At 41.0% G+C, this 18,374-nt stretch carries 18 protein-coding genes; 6 read left to right on the top strand and 12 right to left on the bottom strand.

The genetic code is table 11. The features are described 5' to 3' along the window. Nucleotides 1-93: 93 nt before the first annotated feature. Nucleotides 94-717, bottom strand: coding sequence for a YceH family protein (locus H5158_RS03160; protein ID WP_145239982.1), 624 nt, complete (start codon nt 715-717; stop codon nt 94-96). Between the two features lie 38 nt (nt 718-755). Beyond that, nucleotides 756-4,121 carry an ATP-binding protein gene (locus H5158_RS03155; RefSeq protein WP_182717480.1) on the bottom strand — a complete coding sequence of 1,122 codons (3,366 nt, stop codon included), beginning with the start codon at nt 4,119-4,121 and terminating at the stop codon, nt 756-758. 165 nt (nt 4,122-4,286) lie between these two features. On the opposite strand from H5158_RS03155, the gene H5158_RS03150 reads away from it, so the two are divergent. From H5158_RS03150 to H5158_RS03140, 3 genes are all read left to right on the top strand, one after another. Then, entirely contained in the window at nt 4,287-6,578 is a 2,292-nt protein-coding gene (locus H5158_RS03150) for a penicillin acylase family protein (RefSeq protein WP_182739441.1), read from the top strand. Between the two features lie 308 nt (nt 6,579-6,886). Beyond that, entirely contained in the window at nt 6,887-8,419 is a 1,533-nt protein-coding gene (locus tag H5158_RS03145) for a bifunctional GNAT family N-acetyltransferase/carbon-nitrogen hydrolase family protein (RefSeq protein ID WP_145239976.1), read from the top strand. Further along, a complete protein-coding gene (locus H5158_RS03140) occupies nt 8,419-8,736 on the top strand; it encodes a multidrug efflux SMR transporter (RefSeq protein ID WP_087531228.1) in 318 nt (105 codons plus the stop codon). Before H5158_RS03145 ends, H5158_RS03140 begins: the two co-directional genes overlap by 1 nt. 56 nt (nt 8,737-8,792) lie before the next feature. Here the strand turns inward: H5158_RS03140 and H5158_RS03135 are convergent, their stop codons facing one another. Further along, nucleotides 8,793-9,674 (bottom strand): DMT family transporter, encoded by an 882-nt coding sequence (locus H5158_RS03135; RefSeq protein ID WP_145239974.1) that lies wholly within the window; start codon nt 9,672-9,674, stop codon nt 8,793-8,795. A 273-nt stretch (nt 9,675-9,947) separates the two neighbouring features. On the opposite strand from H5158_RS03135, the gene H5158_RS03130 reads away from it, so the two are divergent. Then, a complete protein-coding gene (locus H5158_RS03130; protein WP_145239972.1) occupies nt 9,948-10,331 on the top strand; it encodes an MAPEG family protein in 384 nt (127 codons plus the stop codon). A 147-nt stretch (nt 10,332-10,478) separates the two neighbouring features. On the opposite strand, the gene H5158_RS03125 is transcribed toward H5158_RS03130, so the two are convergent. The 3 genes from H5158_RS03125 to H5158_RS03115 form a co-directional block, all read right to left on the bottom strand. Next, on the bottom strand, nt 10,479-11,690 hold the full coding sequence (locus tag H5158_RS03125; protein WP_182739440.1) for a TonB family protein: 1,212 nt from the start codon (nt 11,688-11,690) through the stop codon (nt 10,479-10,481). A 9-nt stretch (nt 11,691-11,699) separates the two neighbouring features. Next, nucleotides 11,700-12,074 carry a BlaI/MecI/CopY family transcriptional regulator gene (locus H5158_RS03120; protein ID WP_145239968.1) on the bottom strand — a complete coding sequence of 125 codons (375 nt, stop codon included), beginning with the start codon at nt 12,072-12,074 and terminating at the stop codon, nt 11,700-11,702. 81 nt (nt 12,075-12,155) lie between these two features. Beyond that, nucleotides 12,156-12,848: a pseudouridine synthase gene (locus tag H5158_RS03115; RefSeq protein WP_145239966.1), complete on the bottom strand. Its 693-nt coding sequence runs from the start codon at nt 12,846-12,848 to the stop codon at nt 12,156-12,158. Nucleotides 12,849-12,933: 85 nt separating this feature from the next. On the opposite strand from H5158_RS03115, the gene H5158_RS03110 reads away from it, so the two are divergent. Together H5158_RS03110 and H5158_RS03105 are read left to right on the top strand one after the other, a co-directional pair. Next, on the top strand, nt 12,934-13,239 hold the full coding sequence (locus tag H5158_RS03110) for a DUF6482 family protein (RefSeq protein WP_145239964.1): 306 nt from the start codon (nt 12,934-12,936) through the stop codon (nt 13,237-13,239). A gap of 46 nt (nt 13,240-13,285) precedes the next feature. Beyond that, nucleotides 13,286-13,696 carry an N-acetyltransferase gene (locus H5158_RS03105; protein ID WP_182739439.1) on the top strand — a complete coding sequence of 137 codons (411 nt, stop codon included), beginning with the start codon at nt 13,286-13,288 and terminating at the stop codon, nt 13,694-13,696. Here the strand turns inward: H5158_RS03105 and H5158_RS03100 are convergent. The 6 genes from H5158_RS03100 to dapF are packed head-to-tail and all read right to left on the bottom strand — an operon-like array spanning nt 13,689 to nt 18,331. Then, complete coding sequence (locus H5158_RS03100) at nt 13,689-14,045, bottom strand: HopJ type III effector protein (protein ID WP_145239960.1); 357 nt, start codon at nt 14,043-14,045, stop codon at nt 13,689-13,691. The two genes, H5158_RS03105 and H5158_RS03100, sit on opposite strands and share 8 nt — an antisense overlap. An 8-nt stretch (nt 14,046-14,053) precedes the next feature. Next, nucleotides 14,054-15,166 carry a retroviral-like aspartic protease family protein gene (locus H5158_RS03095; RefSeq protein ID WP_182739438.1) on the bottom strand — a complete coding sequence of 371 codons (1,113 nt, stop codon included), beginning with the start codon at nt 15,164-15,166 and terminating at the stop codon, nt 14,054-14,056. 17 nt (nt 15,167-15,183) lie between these two features. Further along, on the bottom strand, nt 15,184-15,897 hold the full coding sequence (locus H5158_RS03090) for an HAD-IA family hydrolase (RefSeq protein ID WP_182739437.1): 714 nt from the start codon (nt 15,895-15,897) through the stop codon (nt 15,184-15,186). 12 nt (nt 15,898-15,909) lie between these two features. Continuing rightward, nucleotides 15,910-16,875 carry a tyrosine recombinase XerC gene (locus H5158_RS03085; protein ID WP_182717476.1) on the bottom strand — a complete coding sequence of 322 codons (966 nt, stop codon included), beginning with the start codon at nt 16,873-16,875 and terminating at the stop codon, nt 15,910-15,912. Continuing rightward, a complete protein-coding gene (locus H5158_RS03080) occupies nt 16,872-17,504 on the bottom strand; it encodes a DUF484 family protein (protein ID WP_182717475.1) in 633 nt (210 codons plus the stop codon). Before H5158_RS03080 ends, H5158_RS03085 begins: the two co-directional genes overlap by 4 nt. Continuing rightward, entirely contained in the window at nt 17,501-18,331 is an 831-nt protein-coding gene (dapF, locus tag H5158_RS03075) for a diaminopimelate epimerase (protein ID WP_145239950.1), read from the bottom strand. The genes H5158_RS03080 and dapF overlap by 4 nt, the downstream gene beginning before the upstream one ends. Nucleotides 18,332-18,374: the final 43 nt, after the last annotated feature.

The following is an 18,374-nucleotide window of genomic DNA, read 5'->3' as shown; positions in this document are numbered from 1 at the left end:
ATATTACTGGTTGTCATGGTTATACCAATTAGCTTAAAAGCATGATCTCTATTTAATGTAATTGGAATTATTATCTAATTCAAAGGGTTTAATTTAAAGCCCTAAATGTAGCTTAATTTTTTGTAATTCAGCTTTTAGCTCATCAATTTCAGCAAGTAACTCATTCAACTCGTCAGCTTTGAGTGCTGGCAATTCAGGTGGTTCTACTGCAACAGCACTTTGTGGATCAGCAAATAAATGGCTGTAACGGCTTTCACGTTTGCCGGGTTCTCGTGGGTGTTTAGTCACATGTTCGGCAGTCATCAAGGCATTTAATGCCGACTCAACTTCAGCAACATTATTAAACTCAGCGAGCCGATTACTGCGGGTTCTTAATTCACCAGGGGTTTGTGGGCCACGTAGCAGCATTAAACAAATAATAGCGCGCTGTTGCTCCGTTAACTGTAAATTACCAAATTCAGTATTGCAAAAGCGATGTGCGAACTTAGTTACGCGTCCAGATAACCCTTCGTCTAATGTAACTAACCGCTGGGAAACTAGCGAGTCTAGCGCCTCTTGTACTTCAGTTTCGCTAAGCGTGAGCACTGGCTCTCGGTTCGATTTTTGATTGCACGCATTGGTCAATGCATTTAGTGACAGCGGGTAATGCTCTGGTGTGGTGCTTTGTTTTTCAAGTAGGCAGCCGATCACACGTTGTTCAATAGCAGTGAGTTGCATAATAAATCCTTCTTTTTGTTATGCCTTAGCTTACACCTTTATTGTTTACCAAGCCATTGTTGCAGTTTCGGATTAAGCGCATCAAAATCGAGTGGTTTGGTTAGGTAATCAGTCATTCCTGCACTGAGGCATTTATCTCTATCGCCTTGCATAGCATTTGCGGTTAACGCAATAATAGTTACGTTTTTGTAGTATTCACCCGCATCCCCATTACGGATAGCCTTAGTTGCTTGGTAACCATCCATTTCTGGCATCTGGCAGTCCATTAACAATAGCTTGTATGGTTCTGTGGTTTTGCTTTTTAGTTTTTCAATAGCTTCCAGACCATTTTCAGCGATATCAAAATTAATGCCTGCTTGTTTTAGTAATGCACAGGCAACGACTTGATTTACTTTATTGTCTTCTACCAGCAGGATTTTGTCTTGATTTACAAAGTGTGTATTGTTGATTGCAATACTTGCTGGTAGTGCATTGTTATTTTGTTGTTGCTCGATAAATTTTTCATTCGCCAAAGAATCAAACAAGTCCGAAGGCGTTAGTGGTTTAAAAATCATGCAATCGGCTTCGATTGGCAAGTTTGCATGTGCTTCTTGTGAGAAACTCATTGGCGCCATAAGGATCAGTTTTACGTGATGCTCGCTTAGGTAAATTTTCAATGCATTAATTGCAGCAGCGTCGGCTTGCTGAAAAAAGCTATAATCAAGCAGCACAGCATCAATCAATTCATCGCTCGAATTGAGATAATAACTCAAGGCTAGGTAGTTTTTGAGGATATGCGCACGCGCTCCCCACACGTTTAGCTGTTTTTGCGCAATTGAGCTATTTAACGGGCAAGTATCGACAATTAAAATATGTTTGTTTTTAATTAAATGACTCGGTAAGTCTTGTTCTTTACCCAGTAGCGGCTGTACTTTAATGGAAAAAGTAAAGGTACTGCCTTGGCCATAAACACTCGTGACATTGATTTCTCCATCCATCAAATTACAAAGCTGCTTAACAATCGCCAGGCCCAAGCCTGTGCCGCCATATTGGCGAGTAGTTGAGGTATCGGCCTGAGTGAAAGAATCAAATAATGAAGCTTGTTTGTCGGCTTTAATACCAATACCGGTATCAATAATTGAGCAATCTAAAAAAGTCCCGTTAGTGGTATTTTTTAAGTTTGCGCTCACGATAATTTCACCATTATGAGTAAATTTAACGGCATTACCGAGTAAATTATTAATAATTTGGCGAAGCCTATTTGGGTCACTAACAATCTTATTTACATTAATTTTAGTGGCATCTAAAATCAGTTTAGTATTATGTTGCTCTACTTTAAGGGCAAATGACTCGACCACTTCACCTAGTAATTTCGGTAAATTAAAGGCAATCTCTTCGATATCTAATTTACCAGCTTCAATTTTTGAGAAATCCAGAATATCGTTAATTATATTAAGCAGCGATTGTGCTGATGATTGTGCTAATTCAATATGGTGCGTTTGCTGAGGATCTAACTTAGTTTGTTGCACAATATTAAGCATCCCGAGCACACCGTTCATCGGGGTGCGAATTTCGTGGCTCATGCTCGCTAAAAACTCACCTTTAGCGGTTACAGCTTGTTCCGCTGCTTCTTTTGCTGTGACTAATTGTTGCTCGGTTTCTATACGTTGCTCGCTAGAATATAAACTGCCAATTAAAGCGGCAACGGCAATTAAAAAGCTTTCTTCGTTACGCGACCATGCCCGCGGATACTGACAATGCTCAGCACAAACAATACCAATCGCCCCGCTTCCAGTAGGAATAGATACACAAAGCATTGATTTTATATCGAAAGGAGCTAAATAGTGCGCTGTAAGCGGGGCTGTAAATTTATTGCTCAGTGCATTTGAGGCGCGGATCACAGCTTGATTATCAATCGCTGTAAAAAAATCATTTAACTCAGTTTGCTGCCATGCTGGTAACGCAGTGTTCTTTGGGGTGTGTTTACCATGATGGGCAAATGATTGCAGTTGATCTCTTGCATCATTGAACAGCCATATACTGGCACGTTCAACATTAAATGCATCGCAAATTGATTGTGTAATAATATCTTTTGCTTGTTTTAAATTACCAGTTAGCACTGCGTTATTAACGGTAAGTGAGGCGAGTACCTCATTGTGCAAAGCAGTTTTACTGCTTTCTAATTCAATGCATTTACGGACGTTTATATCTTGTAAAGAGCCAAAAATCTTAATACAACGGCCATTACGGATTTCGGCCTCACCATGCACTAACACCCATAAAGCATTACCTTTAGAATCGATAACTTCGAGCTCAACTTCGTAACTTTCACCATATTTAATCGCTCGCTCAACGAGCTTTTTTATCGTGTCACGGCTTTCGCCTTCTTTAAAGTAAGTAAAGTTCGTTGGCCAATTCGGTTGTTCGTCTAGCGGATATTTGAAAATGTTTTTGGTCATATCTGACCAATATACTTGTTGTGTTTCAAGGTTAAATGACCAAGCGCCAATTTTTGCAAGACTACTCATTGTCACTAGCATTTTTTCATTTCTTAGCTGGCGATTGAGCATTTTTAAGAATAATAAAAAGGCTAAAATTAATAGCCCGCAAATAGTAAATATTGCTAATCTCAGCGGCCAAATCGCAGAATTTGGAGGTGCCCAACCAACTTTAGGAGTAACAAAAATTTCCCACTCGCCACCTTGAAAGGTTAAAGTAAATTCCAGAGGGTTACGCTCTAAAATATCCGCTTTACCACGGAAAAACTCTCCTTTTAGACCCAAGCCATTGCGTCCTTGGATGGCGACATCATAGTCTTCTTCTAGTTCGAAAATACCCGCTCTTTCATATATTTTGTCTATGTCGAGTACCACCGAGAGCAGTCCCCAAAAATGGTTGTCAGGGGGAAGGTAAACAGGGACTCGGGCAATTAATGCCTCACCACCTTGCACTAATGTAAGTGGGCCTGCCATAACTATTTCATTGTTATCACGCGCACGAATTGCATCTGCACGTTGTGCTTTGTTCTCTAAAAAGTTTAGCCCTATGGCTTTTTCATTGCCTGCCAATGGGTAAGTCATGCGGATCACCATATTAGGTGCACCACCGATATTGCGTAATTCAGATGAGGTGTCGAATAATGGTGCGGCAATTTGGGCAAAACGTTGTTGATCTAAATTAGGCTCTGCAGCAACTGCAACAGCTAAACCACGCACTAATTGAATATTCGATACTAATGTTGATTCAAGTTGAGTTCGGTAGCTACTTACTTCAGATAAAATTAATAGTCGATGAGATTCTTGGGCACGTTTATAACTGATCTGATCAAGCACTAAACTGATTAATAAAATAAAAACGAGCGAGCACCAAAATATCAGTTTAAATTTGTAGACTTGTTTGTGATCATCTGTTTTTAACAATGGCATTAGCGACTTGTGCTTTTATATTTGGCTGTTCAACTATAGTCAATTTATCACGGAAATAAAAATAGTCCGATCAATTGAGCTATTTGTTTTTTTATTTAAATTACCGCACTTTTTTCATAAAACTATGGTTATGATAGAGCTAATCAAGAGTAAAAGGACTGGTTCATGTTTAAAATTATCAAGTGGTTGGTGTTAGCAATCGTAATTTTAGGATTAGCTGCAACAGCAGTTATTTATGGTGTACTGTCAGTTAGCTTACCGGCGCTTGATGGTAATGGGCGTAGTAACCACGTCAGCCAAGCGGTAAAAATCTCCCGAGACCAACTGGGTCAAGCAGTTATTTCAGCTGAGAACCGCCTTGATGCTGCGTATGGTTTAGGTTTCGCACATGGTCAAGACCGATTTTTTCAAATGGATTTGTTGCGCCGTAATGCTGCAGGTGAATTGAGTGAACTGTTTGGCAAAGCAGCATTAGGTTTGGATAAAAAAATGCGCTTCCACCAGTTACGAAAACGCAGCGCTGCGATTGTTGAGCAATTGCCTCAAGCAGATCAAGCATTATTAACAAGTTATGCCGCTGGCGTTAACGAAGGCTTAGCACAGGTAGGTTTTAGCAGTTTTGAATATTTACTAACAGGCGCTGAGCAAAAGCCTTGGCGCAGTGAAGACAGTTTGTTAGTGATTTACAGTATGTACTTAGATTTACAAACGGCGACCTTCGAACGTGACCAAGCGTTAATTCAAATTGCCGATATTTATGGCCCAGAAATGGTCAGTTTTTTAACTCAACCCAGTCAATATCAAGCGGCTTTAGATGGCAGCACACTCGCACCTTATAATTTAACTATTCCTGAATTTCCTAAGCAAACCTTACAAGCTTTACTCAGGATTGATGCAAATCAAGAACGTGGTAGTAATAACTGGGCGGTGACTGGGCAGTTAACTACCACAGGTGCTGGGATGCTGTCGGATGATATGCACTTGTCGATGGCGGTGCCGGTTATTTGGTATCGTGCGCAACTTAACTATGCAATGTCAGGAAAAGTGAGCCAAGTGACAGGGGTTTCCTTGCCTGGCGCACCAGCAATTGTGGTGGGAACTAATAACAATATTGCCTGGGGATTTACTAATGGTTACCTCGATACTGCCGATTGGGTAGCATTAACTGATAACAGTAAAACATGGCAAGAAGTTGAGCAAATAGCACTACCCGATGGGTCAATTGAAGAATATAAGCTGACATTGAGTGAGTATGGTCCAGTGCGAGAAATAAATGGCAAGCCTTATGCGCTTAGCTGGGTTGGCCATCAACCTTATGCAGTCGATATGGATTTATTGAAATTAGAACAAGCAACAACTGTCGATGACGCGCTGCTGATTGCCAGTGAAGTGGGTATTCCAGTACAAAACTTAATGGTGGTAGATAGCCAAGGCAATGCGGGTTGGAAAAATATGGGAGCCATTCCAGGGCGTATTAAGCCCAGTGAACTAGCTGTTCAGGAAAATGACTACTCAACACTTTGGCAGCATAATGAACAGCAAAGGCCGGAAGTTAAAAATCCTGTTGATGGCCGTTTATGGACTGGGAACTCTCGCGTTGTATCGGCTTTGGATGACCAGCGTTTTGGTAATGGTGGTTATGCCTTGGGAGCACGATCTAGTCAAATTCGTGATAGATTGTATGAAAAGCAACATTTTAATGAAGCTAATTTTAACCAGTTGCAGCATGATAATCAGGCGCGCTTTTTACAACCGTGGCATAGCTTATTGCTGCAACAGCTTAATAGAAATAGTTCGGCTAATCAGCAGTACATAAAAGAGTTAGAGAACTGGCAAGGTTGCGCCTGTGCAACGTCAATAGGCTACACGCTGGTTAGGCGTTATCGTGATGAAGTTATCAATAGTGTATTTACGGCTATGCAAGCAAATTTACAGGCTCAGGGCGGTTCATTGAAGTATGTTAAACGTGATTTAGAGCCGGCAATATGGCAGCTTATTGAGCAGCAACCAGATAGCTGGTTAAATCCACAATTTGCTGATTGGGATGCACAATTAACTGATTCATTTAGTCAAGTTGTCAGTAAGTTAAGTAAAGAGTTTGGCAGTAACTTAAAAGGTTGGCAGTGGGGGACAGTTAATGAATTGGTTATTGAGCATCCATTCGCACAGCAAATACCACAACTAAGTAAATTATTAAATATGCCGACAGCGCCAGGATTTGGCGACAGTTATATGCCAGCAGTGCAGGGGCGTAGTTTTGGTGCGTCACAGCGATTTATTGCTCAACCTGGGCATTTAGAAAACGCCATAATGGCCATTCCCGGTGGCCAATCAGGTCATCCACTATCGCCATTTTATCGCGCAGGATTTGATGACTACGTAGCTGCAAAACCAACGCCGCTATTACCGCAAACACTAATGCATGAGATCACAATATTACCTGCAAATGAGCTTTAAATGAGTAAAGCCAGTTTGTTTTGAGGTAGTGGCCGTTTGATTTCGGCCATTACTTTTACTCTTATAAAGTGCAATTAACCTAAGCTTTAGGTCGAAAACCGCTAAACCAGCGTTAATGTTAGCTGAGCAAAGAGGTGTAAAACTAAAAATTTATACCTACTTATACTTACTTCAACACTGTTGTTGGTGCTATCTTAAAAATAAACCAGCGCTAGGTATGCTGCACTAAGCAAGCGTTCAGAGCTGATCACGTATTATGCGCGTATTGAACTATCAAATTTAATGTCCTACGCCTAAAGGAGTTGTGTATGTCGGCAGAGAAAACCCATCTTGAGATTTGTAATTTAACTAAAGAGCAGTATCCACAAGTAAAAACTTTGATGGATCAGGCTTATCCAGATTTAGGTGGTGCATGGCCAAGCCATACTATATTTAGACTGATTGACCAGTTCCCTGAAGGGCAGTTGGGCATGGTGGATGATGGCGTGCTGGTAGGGATTGCGTTGAGTGTGCAAGTTGATTACACGCGCTTTTCTAATCCGCACACCTATGAAGATATTGTTGACGGCCATGACCGGGTATTTAGTGACCCCGATGGTGATGCGCTGTATGGCTTAGATGTGGTTATTTCGCCTACTCATCGTGGTATGCGTTTAGGGCGCAGGCTTTATGATGCGCGTAAAGAATTATGTCGTCAGTATAATCTGCGGGCTATTTTGGCGGGCGGACGTATTCCGCGTTATTACAATCATAGCAGTGACATGAGTCCAACAGAATATATTGCCAAAGTCGATCATAAAGAGCTGTATGATCCAATTTTAAGTTTTCAATTGTCGAATGATTTCCAGGTTAAACGCTTACTTAAAAAGTATTTACCGGAAGATCAAAATTCGGTGGGTTATGCCACGCTACTTGAGTGGAATAACATTATGTTTGAACCGACCGACACGGTACTTGAATCAACGAAGTCGATAGTGCGAGTAGGCGCAGTGCAATGGCAAATGCGCAGTGTTGAGTCGGTTGAAGAAATGCTCACGCAGGTCGAATATTTTGTAGACACAGTGTCTGATTACAAAAGTGATTTTATTCTTTTTCCGGAGTTTTTTAATGCGCCACTAATGGGGCTTACAGAGCAAAGAAATCAGACTGAGGCTATTCGTTATTTAGCCGAATACACGGAGACTTTTCGTGATGCGATGTCGCGTATGGCGATTGAGTATAATGCGAATATTATCACCGGCTCAATGCCGCTTGCTGAAGGCGATAAAATCTATAATGTCAGTTATTTATGCCATCGCAGTGGTAAAATTGACGAACAACGTAAAATTCATATCACGCCTCATGAACAAAATGACTGGGTGATTCAAGGTGGTGACAAAATTGCGGTATTTGATACTGATGCTGGACGCGTGGGTATTCAAATTTGTTACGATGTTGAATTTCCTGAATTGTCACGTATTTTAGCAAAACAAGGTCTCGATATTCTGTTTGTGCCATTTTGGACCGACACCAAAAATAGTTATTTACGAGTACGCCACTGCGCGCAGGCGCGGGCCATTGAAAACGAATGCTATGTGGTTATTGCCGGATCGGTAGGTAACTTACCAGAAGTTGAAAGTCTTGATGTGCAGTATTCACAATCAGCGGTATTAACACCGTCTGATTTTTCGTTCCCTCATGATGCTACGCTTAATGAAGCAACCCCCAATACTGAAATGCTGTTATTTAGTGATTTAGATATGGATAAATTAAAAGTTCTGCACAGTGAAGGCACGGTGCGTAACTTAAAAGATCGTCGTGAAGATCTGTACGATGTAATATTGAAAAAGAGAGAAAATTAATGGCGTGGATTTATTTAATTATTGCAGGCTTGCTGGAAATTGGCTGGCCTGTAGGATTAAAAATGTCGCAAGAGGGTGAAAATCGCTGGTTAGGTATTGGCATTGCAGTGGCGTTTATGGTCGCCAGTGGTTTTATGTTATGGCTGGCACAGCGTGATATTTCGATGGGGACTTCCTACGCTGTGTGGACAGGTATTGGCGCGGCAGGAACATTTTTAGTAGGGATACTATTTTATAATGATGCAGCAACATTCGGCCGTATTGCCGGTGTATTAATGATTATTAGCGGCGTTATCACATTGAAAATCAGCCATTAATTCAGTGAATTAAAAAATCGAAAGGCGGCCATGTTGCAGTGAGCCGCCTTTGTTGTTTATATCGAAGGTAACATGACTAATACTGCGGCTATAGCAATTAACACCAGCCCTGCGGTATCTTGACGTTTTAAAGGCTGCTTGAGCCATAAAACTGAGATCAAGATTGTAAAAAATACTTCTACTTGCCCTAAGGTTTTGACATAGGCAACATGCTGTAAACTCATCGCACTAAACCAACCAATCGAGCCTATGCAGCTAAAAAAACTCACCGCACTGGTGGTTTTTTTATGGTTCCACATAGCTCGAAATGTTGAGCGTTCCCTTACTGTAATATAACCACATAGCATGATAGTTTGCAGGCTGATAATAAGCAGTAAAACCCATGCTGCGGAATAAGGAAACGACAGGCCTGAGTTTAGGCTTGCTTCGCGTATCCATGATGAGGAGAGTGCAAATGCTGTCCCACAGGCCAAGCCTAGTAAGGCTGTTTTTAAGCTAAAGTGCTTAATGTTAGCAATTCCACTTAATAGTAATACTGCAATTGAGCCAATAAACACGCCAAGCCAGCCTAATAAAGATAGCGTTGCGCCAAAAAATAATACTCCTAGTATAGCCGCAACAAGAGCTTCACTTTTTGCAAGACCAGCACCAACAGCAAAGTTATTCATTTTAAATAACGTCACCATTAATCCTGTTGCAATAATTTGCACTATGCTCGCGCCGACAATGTAGCTAATAAAAGCGAGGTTGAAGGTGGGTAAGGGAGCATCTTGATAGAGATATAATGAAATGAGGTATGCCAAAGCAAGTGGGCTTGCAAGTATAAAGCGCGCTAAGGTGACGCCTGCAACACTCACATGCGCACTTAGTTTACTTTGTAAAGCGTTGCGCCACGACTGCATAAAAGCGGCTAAAATAGTTAAAAAGATCCAAGTCATAATGAAAAAACAGCAATTCACAGAGGCGGATAAGTTACCAGTGCCAGAGCTCTAAAGCGAACTAAGATTCCATAAAATGAAAATATCTTTGCTGCGACAATATGCCACAGCTGCAAATCCAACTTTTTGGGCTATAGTTATCGCGATGTTATTGTTAGTCGCAATGCCTTGTATTTATTTCATATAAGTCATTGCGGCTTTTTTATTACTCAAGTCAATTACGCGATCAGTTTAGCTGTGCTAAGTTAATGAAAACTATGATTAGGAGTAACGATGACGATATTACTTATTTGCGCACTACTTGCTGTACTGATGCCTTACTTTGCCAAGGCCCCCGTGGCATTTGCAATGAACAAGCTCGATGGCTACGATAATAAGCAGCCAAGAGAGCAACAGTCTAAGCTCACCGGATTTGGCGCAAGGGCGCTGGCAGCACATCAAAATTGTTTTGAATCATTGGCCGTGTTTGCTGTAGCGTTAGCCACCGTGCTGGGCACCAATAATGTTCACCAAGTTACTGAGCTATTAGCCATTACTCATATTATTGCCCGCGTTCTATATTGTGCTTTTTACTATCTAAATTTAGACGTACTGCGTTCTTTATCATGGCTGGTTGGTTTAGCTGCTGCAGTCGCTATGATTGTTGTGTGCTTGTAATACCAATCGTGTTAAGTTACTGACCATTTATTTAGCTCGCTAGAATGGTTAAATATTTAAGTCGATTGGTATAAGCTTTGTTTTTTAAAACGCTAAAGCAAGCGGCTTCAATAAGGCGCTTGCTTTAGGGTCTTTGGTTGTTAAAATTTACTTAGCCGCAACAGTCACCTTTTCAATCAGTTGTTCTGATTTGTAATTACTGTCAATTGCAAAGTCTAACTGTACCAATACATCTTTAAAGCCTGAATTTGAAGGCTTATATTGCCATTGCATTAGCGCTTTTTTTGCCTCTTTATCGAATACTCTTTCAGGTTTGGCATTCACAACCGACACATTTTGTGTCTTTCCGGCTGGGCTAATATCGTATTTTAATACTACTGAACCGCTGATACCTTGTTCAGCTGCCTGTATCGGGTAAATAGGCTCAATACGCATGATGGGTGAAATAGCTTGCACCTTACTTATTGCTTCAGGTTGTTTTGCGATAGCAAAGCTGCTGATCATACCCGCTGCAAAAATAAGTAAAGCGCCTTTGGCAATCATTGAGCTATTGCCGGTGTGTTTGATTTGATTGAGTCGTTGTAACATCGTGTTTTTATCTCCATAGTGTGAGTAAGCTATTAACCCTGCACGGCTATTTGCTGCACAGTTGATCAGAGCTTTACTGTATAAAATGCGTTGTTGAGTAGTTTTATTGGTCAGTACTTTTTCGTCGCACGACAGCTCTTGCAAGCGTCTAAAGTTCATGTAGCCAAGCCAAGCCAGTGGATTAAACCAAATCAGCAATGTGGCCATTAATGCCAGCGCATTAAATAAATTATCGGCGCGTTTTATATGTACTTTTTCATGTTCAATGATCAGCGTTAACGCAGTGCTATCAATGTGTTGTGTATAGGCGGTTGGTAGGACTAGCTGATTACTGAATAGCCCTATAACCATTGGTGTACTAACGGCGCTACTTTGTAATAGTTGCATGTCGGGATGTGCGTCAATCAGCACTTTATCATCAAGATTGGTTAATCGTAATTGGTTGATAAACCGCAGGTGTACCACGATGGCAGTTAACGCCAGTATGCTAAATATAGCGCTATAAACTAGTACCCAACTAATACTAATCGTTGTTGAAAAACCTTGCTTGGGGCTGATCAGCATAGTGCTAATGACGTTGTTTGGCAGCGGCTTAAAATGCTCTGGCATATTTGCTAGCAGTAATGTGATTGGTAACATTAGCCATAACTTATAGACAAAGTTAGCATTGAGCCATTTTAGTGAATAGCGTTCTAAAACCAGCAAACTGAGTATCAGTAAGCTGATTAATAGTTGCTGCTCAAGAAGCCAGTTAAAGGTGTTTTCTAACATATTAAGCCCTTACTTTTGCTGTTTTTCCCAGTCATCAATCACCTTTTTAAGTTCGTTGATGTCTTGTTGAGAAAGTTGCTCAGATTTAGCAAAACCGCTGACTAACGGCGCGATACGGCCACTAAAAAAACGCTCAATAAAATTTTGACTTTCTTTTAGCGTGTATTCAGCGCGTTCCATGCAAGGAGTGTAAATATACTGGCGGCCATCTTTTTCAAAGCTGAGTGCGCCTTTTTTTACTAACCGACCGAGTAAGGTTTTAATGGTTTTTTCGTGCCATTGTTTATCATCGCTTAAACGCTCGATAATTTGGCTTGCTGTAGCAGGGTAGTTCAGCCAAAGTGCATCGAGCACTTCAAATTCTGCTTTTGATAATTCAATCATATATATATTGCCTACAGGTGTAATCTTTAACTTAAGATTACACCTGTAATCAAACTTTGCAACTATTTTATATAAAAATAATTAGTTTTTTAAAATGTCAGATTTATTTATTTTACGATAGGTATTTTCTGGCAGGCTTAGGGTGGCCAAATTAAGCTCGGCAATTTGTTCTCGGTAAAGGTCAATCACTTTATAGCCACAGTAATGGGCCATTTTTCGGATTTGGCGATTCAGCCCTTGCTTTAAAATAATACTAAATTGGCAGTCGGCTACTTTCTCCACGGTGCATGGCAGTGTGATATGTTTATCAACAGGCACACCATTTGCCATTTTTTGGCTAAAGCCATCATTAAGCGGTTTATCAACAGTGACTAAATAACGTTTTGGCTGGTGGAAGTCAGGATGGATCAGCTGATTACAAAATTCACCATCATTAGTCAGTATTAACAGACCACGAGAATCTTTATCTAGCCTGCCAATGGGGTATACGCGGGTGTCTGTTGGTAGATGGTGAATTAAGCTGCTAGGGTCATGTTGATTGAGTTTACAATCAATTCCTACCGGTTTGTGATAGGCATAATAAACGCGCGTTGCTTTACCTTGTACACGCGTGTTATTGACGCGTATATCGTCGTTATCATCAACGTGATCAATATGATTGGCTGGGCGGTTATTTACGCTCACCACACCTTCATCAATCAGCCGCGAGGCTTGTTTACGAGAACAAACGCCAGCATGGGCAAGGTATTTAGCTAGACGAGTTTTCTCGCTCATAAATTAAGTCGCTTCGGTTTAAATTGATCAAAGTATATCAAAGCAACGTACAGATAACTTAATCCACTGTAAAAAGGGTTTCACCATGGCGATAAAATTATCAGAACTTAAAAACCATCAGCCTTTGCAAAAAGTTATTGTTCACTCATTGGAAATGGCTTTATACCAAGTGTCGGTGATGATCAACAATGTTGAGTATTATGTAACGGATGAGCAAGGGGAGTTTATTCGTGGCTTAAGTCCATTGCATATTCAAAAACGACTCGACCACCTTAGTTATGCGCAAATGGTATTGCGTCATACCAGTGCATACGATGAAATGTGTGGCCAGAGTGAAAAAGTGGGCAGTAATATGCTTGAGGTGCCTTACGGTAAAAATCATTTATATTAACTTGCTAGTCATTTAAACTGACCTTTTAACTTGGTAAAAAGCGACCATGTATCAGTTTGAAAATGATGATTCACAGGTATTAGAACAGTTATTGCGTGAGCAAATAGTTGCTTATAATCAAGCTCACTTTGATGCACAAAGACTGCCATTGGGGTGTAAATTTGTTGATGAAAATCAGCAAGTGGTGGCGGCTGTAGCTGCTCAATTATTTGGTAACTGGTTACAAATAAATTGGCTTTGGTGTGATGAAAAAGCACGCGGTCAAGGCCTAGCTAGTACGTTACTTAGCGCGATCGAATTAAAGGGTAAGCAGTTAGGTGCGCTGCAAGTTCAGCTTGATACTTTAGATTTTCAAGCTAAACCATTTTATGAACATCGTGGTTATGAAGTTAAATATCAACTCGATAATTATCCTCGCTCTGGCACCCGCTACTTTATGGAAAAATCACTTAGTTAGCTGTTAATGGTTCGCCATCAAAAGTAATGCCCAAGAAGGGGGTTACTTCTGGTGCTAACATAAATGTGCGAATGTTCATGTGATCGTGCTCATTAGGATTGCCAAGTACATCATCACGATAAAACGCGCCAAAGCAATCTAGAGTATTTTGTTTACTTAGTTGGTTTAGTTTAGCAAAAGCAAAAATTTTACATGAGCCATTATTTTCACCAACGGCACTTTTTAAGCCGTGGTTATTGAATGCGCAGGCTGTAAAAGTATAGTTTGCTTCAATCACTGCCATCGTATCGGCAAATGCAATGGTGTGTGGCTCATTAGCCAGACGGCTTAAAAAATCGTTGAGTGTCATAGTCATCCTTATTTAGCTAACTCTAGCTGATTAGTTTGTTGATTAATATTAAATTTAAACAACTGTAAAAAATTCATGCCGAGTAATCCATACCCACTATGGTTATCAATTACTAACACTTCAAAGTTTTCAATATATTGCTGGCCAATTAAAATTGAATCAAGTTGGTAACGTTTTGCGATTACTTGGCCGTTGGCGGTATTGATGCTTAAGCTATCAATATAGTCGGGTATTGGCCGTAATGCTTGAAATACGTTATTTGGTAATACGGTAAAGCTTGCCCCGGTATCTATCATTAGTTGGGTGTTGAGCGCATCGTTGATTTGCATATCTAATAAATAGTGTGCGCCGTATGGACGTAATGGCACCAGATCAATACCGCTTTGCGCTTGTGCTATGCGTGTTTGTAATTCAGCAACTTTCGCTTGTAATGGATGCTCCAAAGGAAAGCGATCTAATGTTGCTTGCGCGCTTAGCAGGTCACCGAGATGGTAATATGCATTAGCGAGTGCGAATAAGTAATTAGGATTTTCGTTATCATAATCAAGCCACACTAAGGTTTGATTAATGGTTTTTTGCCACGCGTGCTGCTCTGTAAGCGTTTTTATTTGTGCGATGGTCAATTGTATTAAACGCATATTAATGGCTGCTTGCTGGCTTTCATTGGCAAGTGATTGCAATGAGAATAACGCAACAATAGCTTGGTGTAGCTGCTGGTTTTTCACTAAACGTTCGGCATCAAGCTGCAACATATGTATATCGTATGGATAGCTATTTAAAAATAATTGCAAAAAAGTCTCAGCAGCTGTGAGCTCATTATTTTTTAACCAGTTATCGAGTTTATCTAACCATAAAAAGTAAAGTTGTTCAGCTTGTAATGGCTGGCTTGTAGTTAATGCTTGGTAGCTGGCTAAGGCAGCCGTAAACTGTCGCTGATTAAATTGCTGTAGAGCTTGCTGATAGAGTGATTGCTGATTGTTTTCAACGATAACTGATGGCGACAATTTAACGGCTGCTTGTGGGGCTGTTGCTTGCTGTTGTGGCCACAATAAATAGCCATTAAGTGCCACTGATAGCAGTAGCAGCAGCGTGATAAATTTAGTAACAGCAGTCCCTTTCATTGCTCGCTCCTAGAATATTATGGCTGGCTTAAAAAGTGTTTAAGCGCTTGAATATCAGTTATTTCAATATCGGCTAAGCCTTTGTAGGCATATTTAGCTGGTTGGTCATTTAACCAAAGTGACTGACAACCCGCATTATGCGCACCTTGTACATCGGTGTCTAAACTATCGCCGATGTGCAAAATATGTCGGGTTGGTACGCCAAGCGCTGCGGCGGCCTGTTCAAACATCGTGGTATGAGGTTTAGCTTTACCGTGAATACCTGCTTGTAAAACCAGTTCAAATACACCATTTAAGTTAAAACGTTCAATTTCTACATTACCATTGGTAATAGCAATTAAGCGATAGCGTTTACTCAGTTGTGAAAGTAAATCGAGCACTTTATCATCCACCACAATTTGGCTGCGGGCATCAGCAAATGCTTGATAAGCATTATTAGCATGGTGTTCGAGCTCTGCGTTTTGATAACCGAGCTTTGCCAGTGCTGTACGCAGAGTGCTTTTGCGCCACTGCGTAACATTGTCGACTAACTCGGGGTTATCAAGTAGCGCCTGCTCACGGCATTGTTGCCAATAGTCTTTACCTTGTGCTTGCCAGTTTGGCAATGCATTTAGATAATTTATCTGTGCTTGAACGGCTGCTGTAATTATCGGATGGTTATTGTATAAGGTGTCGTCTAAGTCAAAACTCAATACGGTAAAAGGTGAAATGGCACGATTAAAGCGGATCATATAAGCTCCTTGCTAGTCGGTATTTGAACGTTTTTTAGCGCGAGGGTGCGTGTTGTCATACACTTTAGCTAAATGCTGAAAATCTAAATGGGTATACACTTGGGTGGCCGATAAACTGCTGTGACCCAATAACTCTTGTACTGCTCGCAAGTCACCCGATGATTCTAAAATATGTGATGCAAATGAATGGCGTAATTTATGTGGGTGTACTTGGCTGCTAATACCTTGTTTTATTCCCCACTCTTGCATGCGAAGCCGAACGTGACGTGCTGAAATACGGCACTTTTTGCTACTGACAAATACTGCAATTTCTTCTGGATGAGCAAATTGAGGGCGTAGTTTAAGCCATTTATTTAATGATTCTAGCGCCTTGCCTCCCACTGGTAACAGGCGTTCTTTGTTGCCCTTACCGCGGACTAATATTTCCCCCGCACTGCGATTTATATCTTGTATATTGGCACCAACTAACTCACTAATGCGTAAGCCAGATGAATACATCAGCTCCATCATCGCCTGATCGCGAACTGCAAGAGGATCATCATCGTGAATATCAAGTAACCGTGCCATTTGGTCTACATCAAGGTTTTTAGGCAGGGGTTTGGCAAACTTGGGGCCTTTGATTGCTTCTGCCGGATTATGATAATGGTTTTGTTGACTGATATCTTTGGTTTTTAAAAACTTATACAAACTGCGAATGCAGCTGAGCTTTAAACTAATCGTACGGCCACTTAGTTGCTTGCTTCTAAGTTGCATGCTGTAACGGCGTATATGCTCACCCTGTACGCTTGACCAATCATTACACAGTTTGCTGAAATACAATGCAGCGAAGTTAAGTTGGCTGGTGTACTGGCTGATAGTGTGTGGTGAGTATTGTCTTTCGAAGCGCAGATAATCACTAAATAATAGGATTGGCGTGCGCCACTTATCGCTTAGTTTGTCACATAATTGCTCAACATTTGGCGGCTGCTGCTCGCTCATGCCTGCTCTAGTTCCAATTCCAACAGTCTAAGTTGCAGTGAGCGAACAAACTCAAGTACAAATAAACTATCTTTTGCCGGTTCGAAGTGGTTTGCATCATCACTGCCAAAGGCCAAAATAGCGATAGGGTGCTGACTGTTACCAATTAAATAGAGCGCAGTTGATTGTGTAGCAGGGCTGAACAGTAAATCTCGCTCTTGCTGATTTACGCGACCCAGATAAACGCCATTATGCTCTAAGCGGTGTTCAATTAGTTGCGCAAACTTTTTATCATACTTAAGCAAGTGGCATTCATTAATCGCCGGATTAGTACAAATAATATTGCGTAAGTTTATTGCTAAAGTTTTAAAGTCGTAGTTAGTCCAAAGCTGGCGATGACACTCGCTGAACAAGCTATAAATTAGCTCATTTTCTTTTGCGTGCTTAATTAAGCTGTCAATTTTGCTTTTCAACATGGTGTTGTGTTCACGCAATTGACGCTGTTGGATGTGCACCAATGAGGTTGCGCCTTGTACTTGCTGCAGCTCAAGTTGGGCTAATAGTGCTGGATTTTGAGCTAAAAACAATGGGTTTTGTTGTAAAAACTCACTCACTTGCTCACTAGTTACTTGGTCGTTTGAGTTACTCATAAAGCGACCTGCCCATCAAATACATGCTCTGCAGGGCCGGTCATTCGCACTGGATGGCCTTCACCTTGCCAGCGAATTTGCAAACTACCGCCCGGTAAATCGACCTGTACTGTAGTGGATAATTTACTTTGAATTTGGCCAATTACCATTGCTGCACATGCGCCTGTACCGCAGGCGAGCGTTTCGTTAACGCCACGTTCCCAAACTCGCAATTTAATATGCTCAGAATTAATCACTTGCATAAACCCCACGTTAACGCGCTGTGGAAAACGTTCATGATTTTCAAGTAGCGGGCCTAAAGTGCTGACGTCAGCTGTCTCTATATCATCAACTTCAAGTACACAATGTGGGTTACCCATTGATACTGCACCACTAAATACGGTGTGTTCTTCTGCTCGAATAATATAAGTCAGTTCACGCTTAGTCGCTTTGAGTGGAATTTTGCTCGGTTCGAAATTAGGGTGACCCATGTTGACGGTGACTTGGCCATCTTTTTCTATGTATAAGGTTAAATTACCTGATTTGGTAGATACGGTGACTTTATGTTTATTAGTAAGGCCTTTCATCCGTACAAAACGGGCAAAACACCGAGCACCATTGCCGCATTGTTCTACTTCGTTACCGTCAGCATTAAAAATACGATAATGGAAATCAAGATCGGGAGAATAAGGCGCTTCAACCATTAATAGTTGGTCAAAGCCGATGCCGAAATGGCGATCTGCCAGTTTTTTTATTTGGTCTCGTGACAAGAAAACGTTTTGTGTAATGTTATCAATTACAACAAAATCGTTGCCTAGGCCGTGCATTTTGGAAAAATTAACTAACATAGCGCTCTAATTCGGGTTGCTCTGCGCTAATCATGCCACAGAG

The organism is Pseudoalteromonas sp. SR45-6 (assembly GCF_014163545.1).
Classification (GTDB): Bacteria; Pseudomonadota; Gammaproteobacteria; order Enterobacterales; family Alteromonadaceae; genus Pseudoalteromonas; species Pseudoalteromonas rhizosphaerae.
Note: the sequence above shows the minus strand (reverse complement) of the source record. Positions and strands in the feature narration are given on the sequence as shown.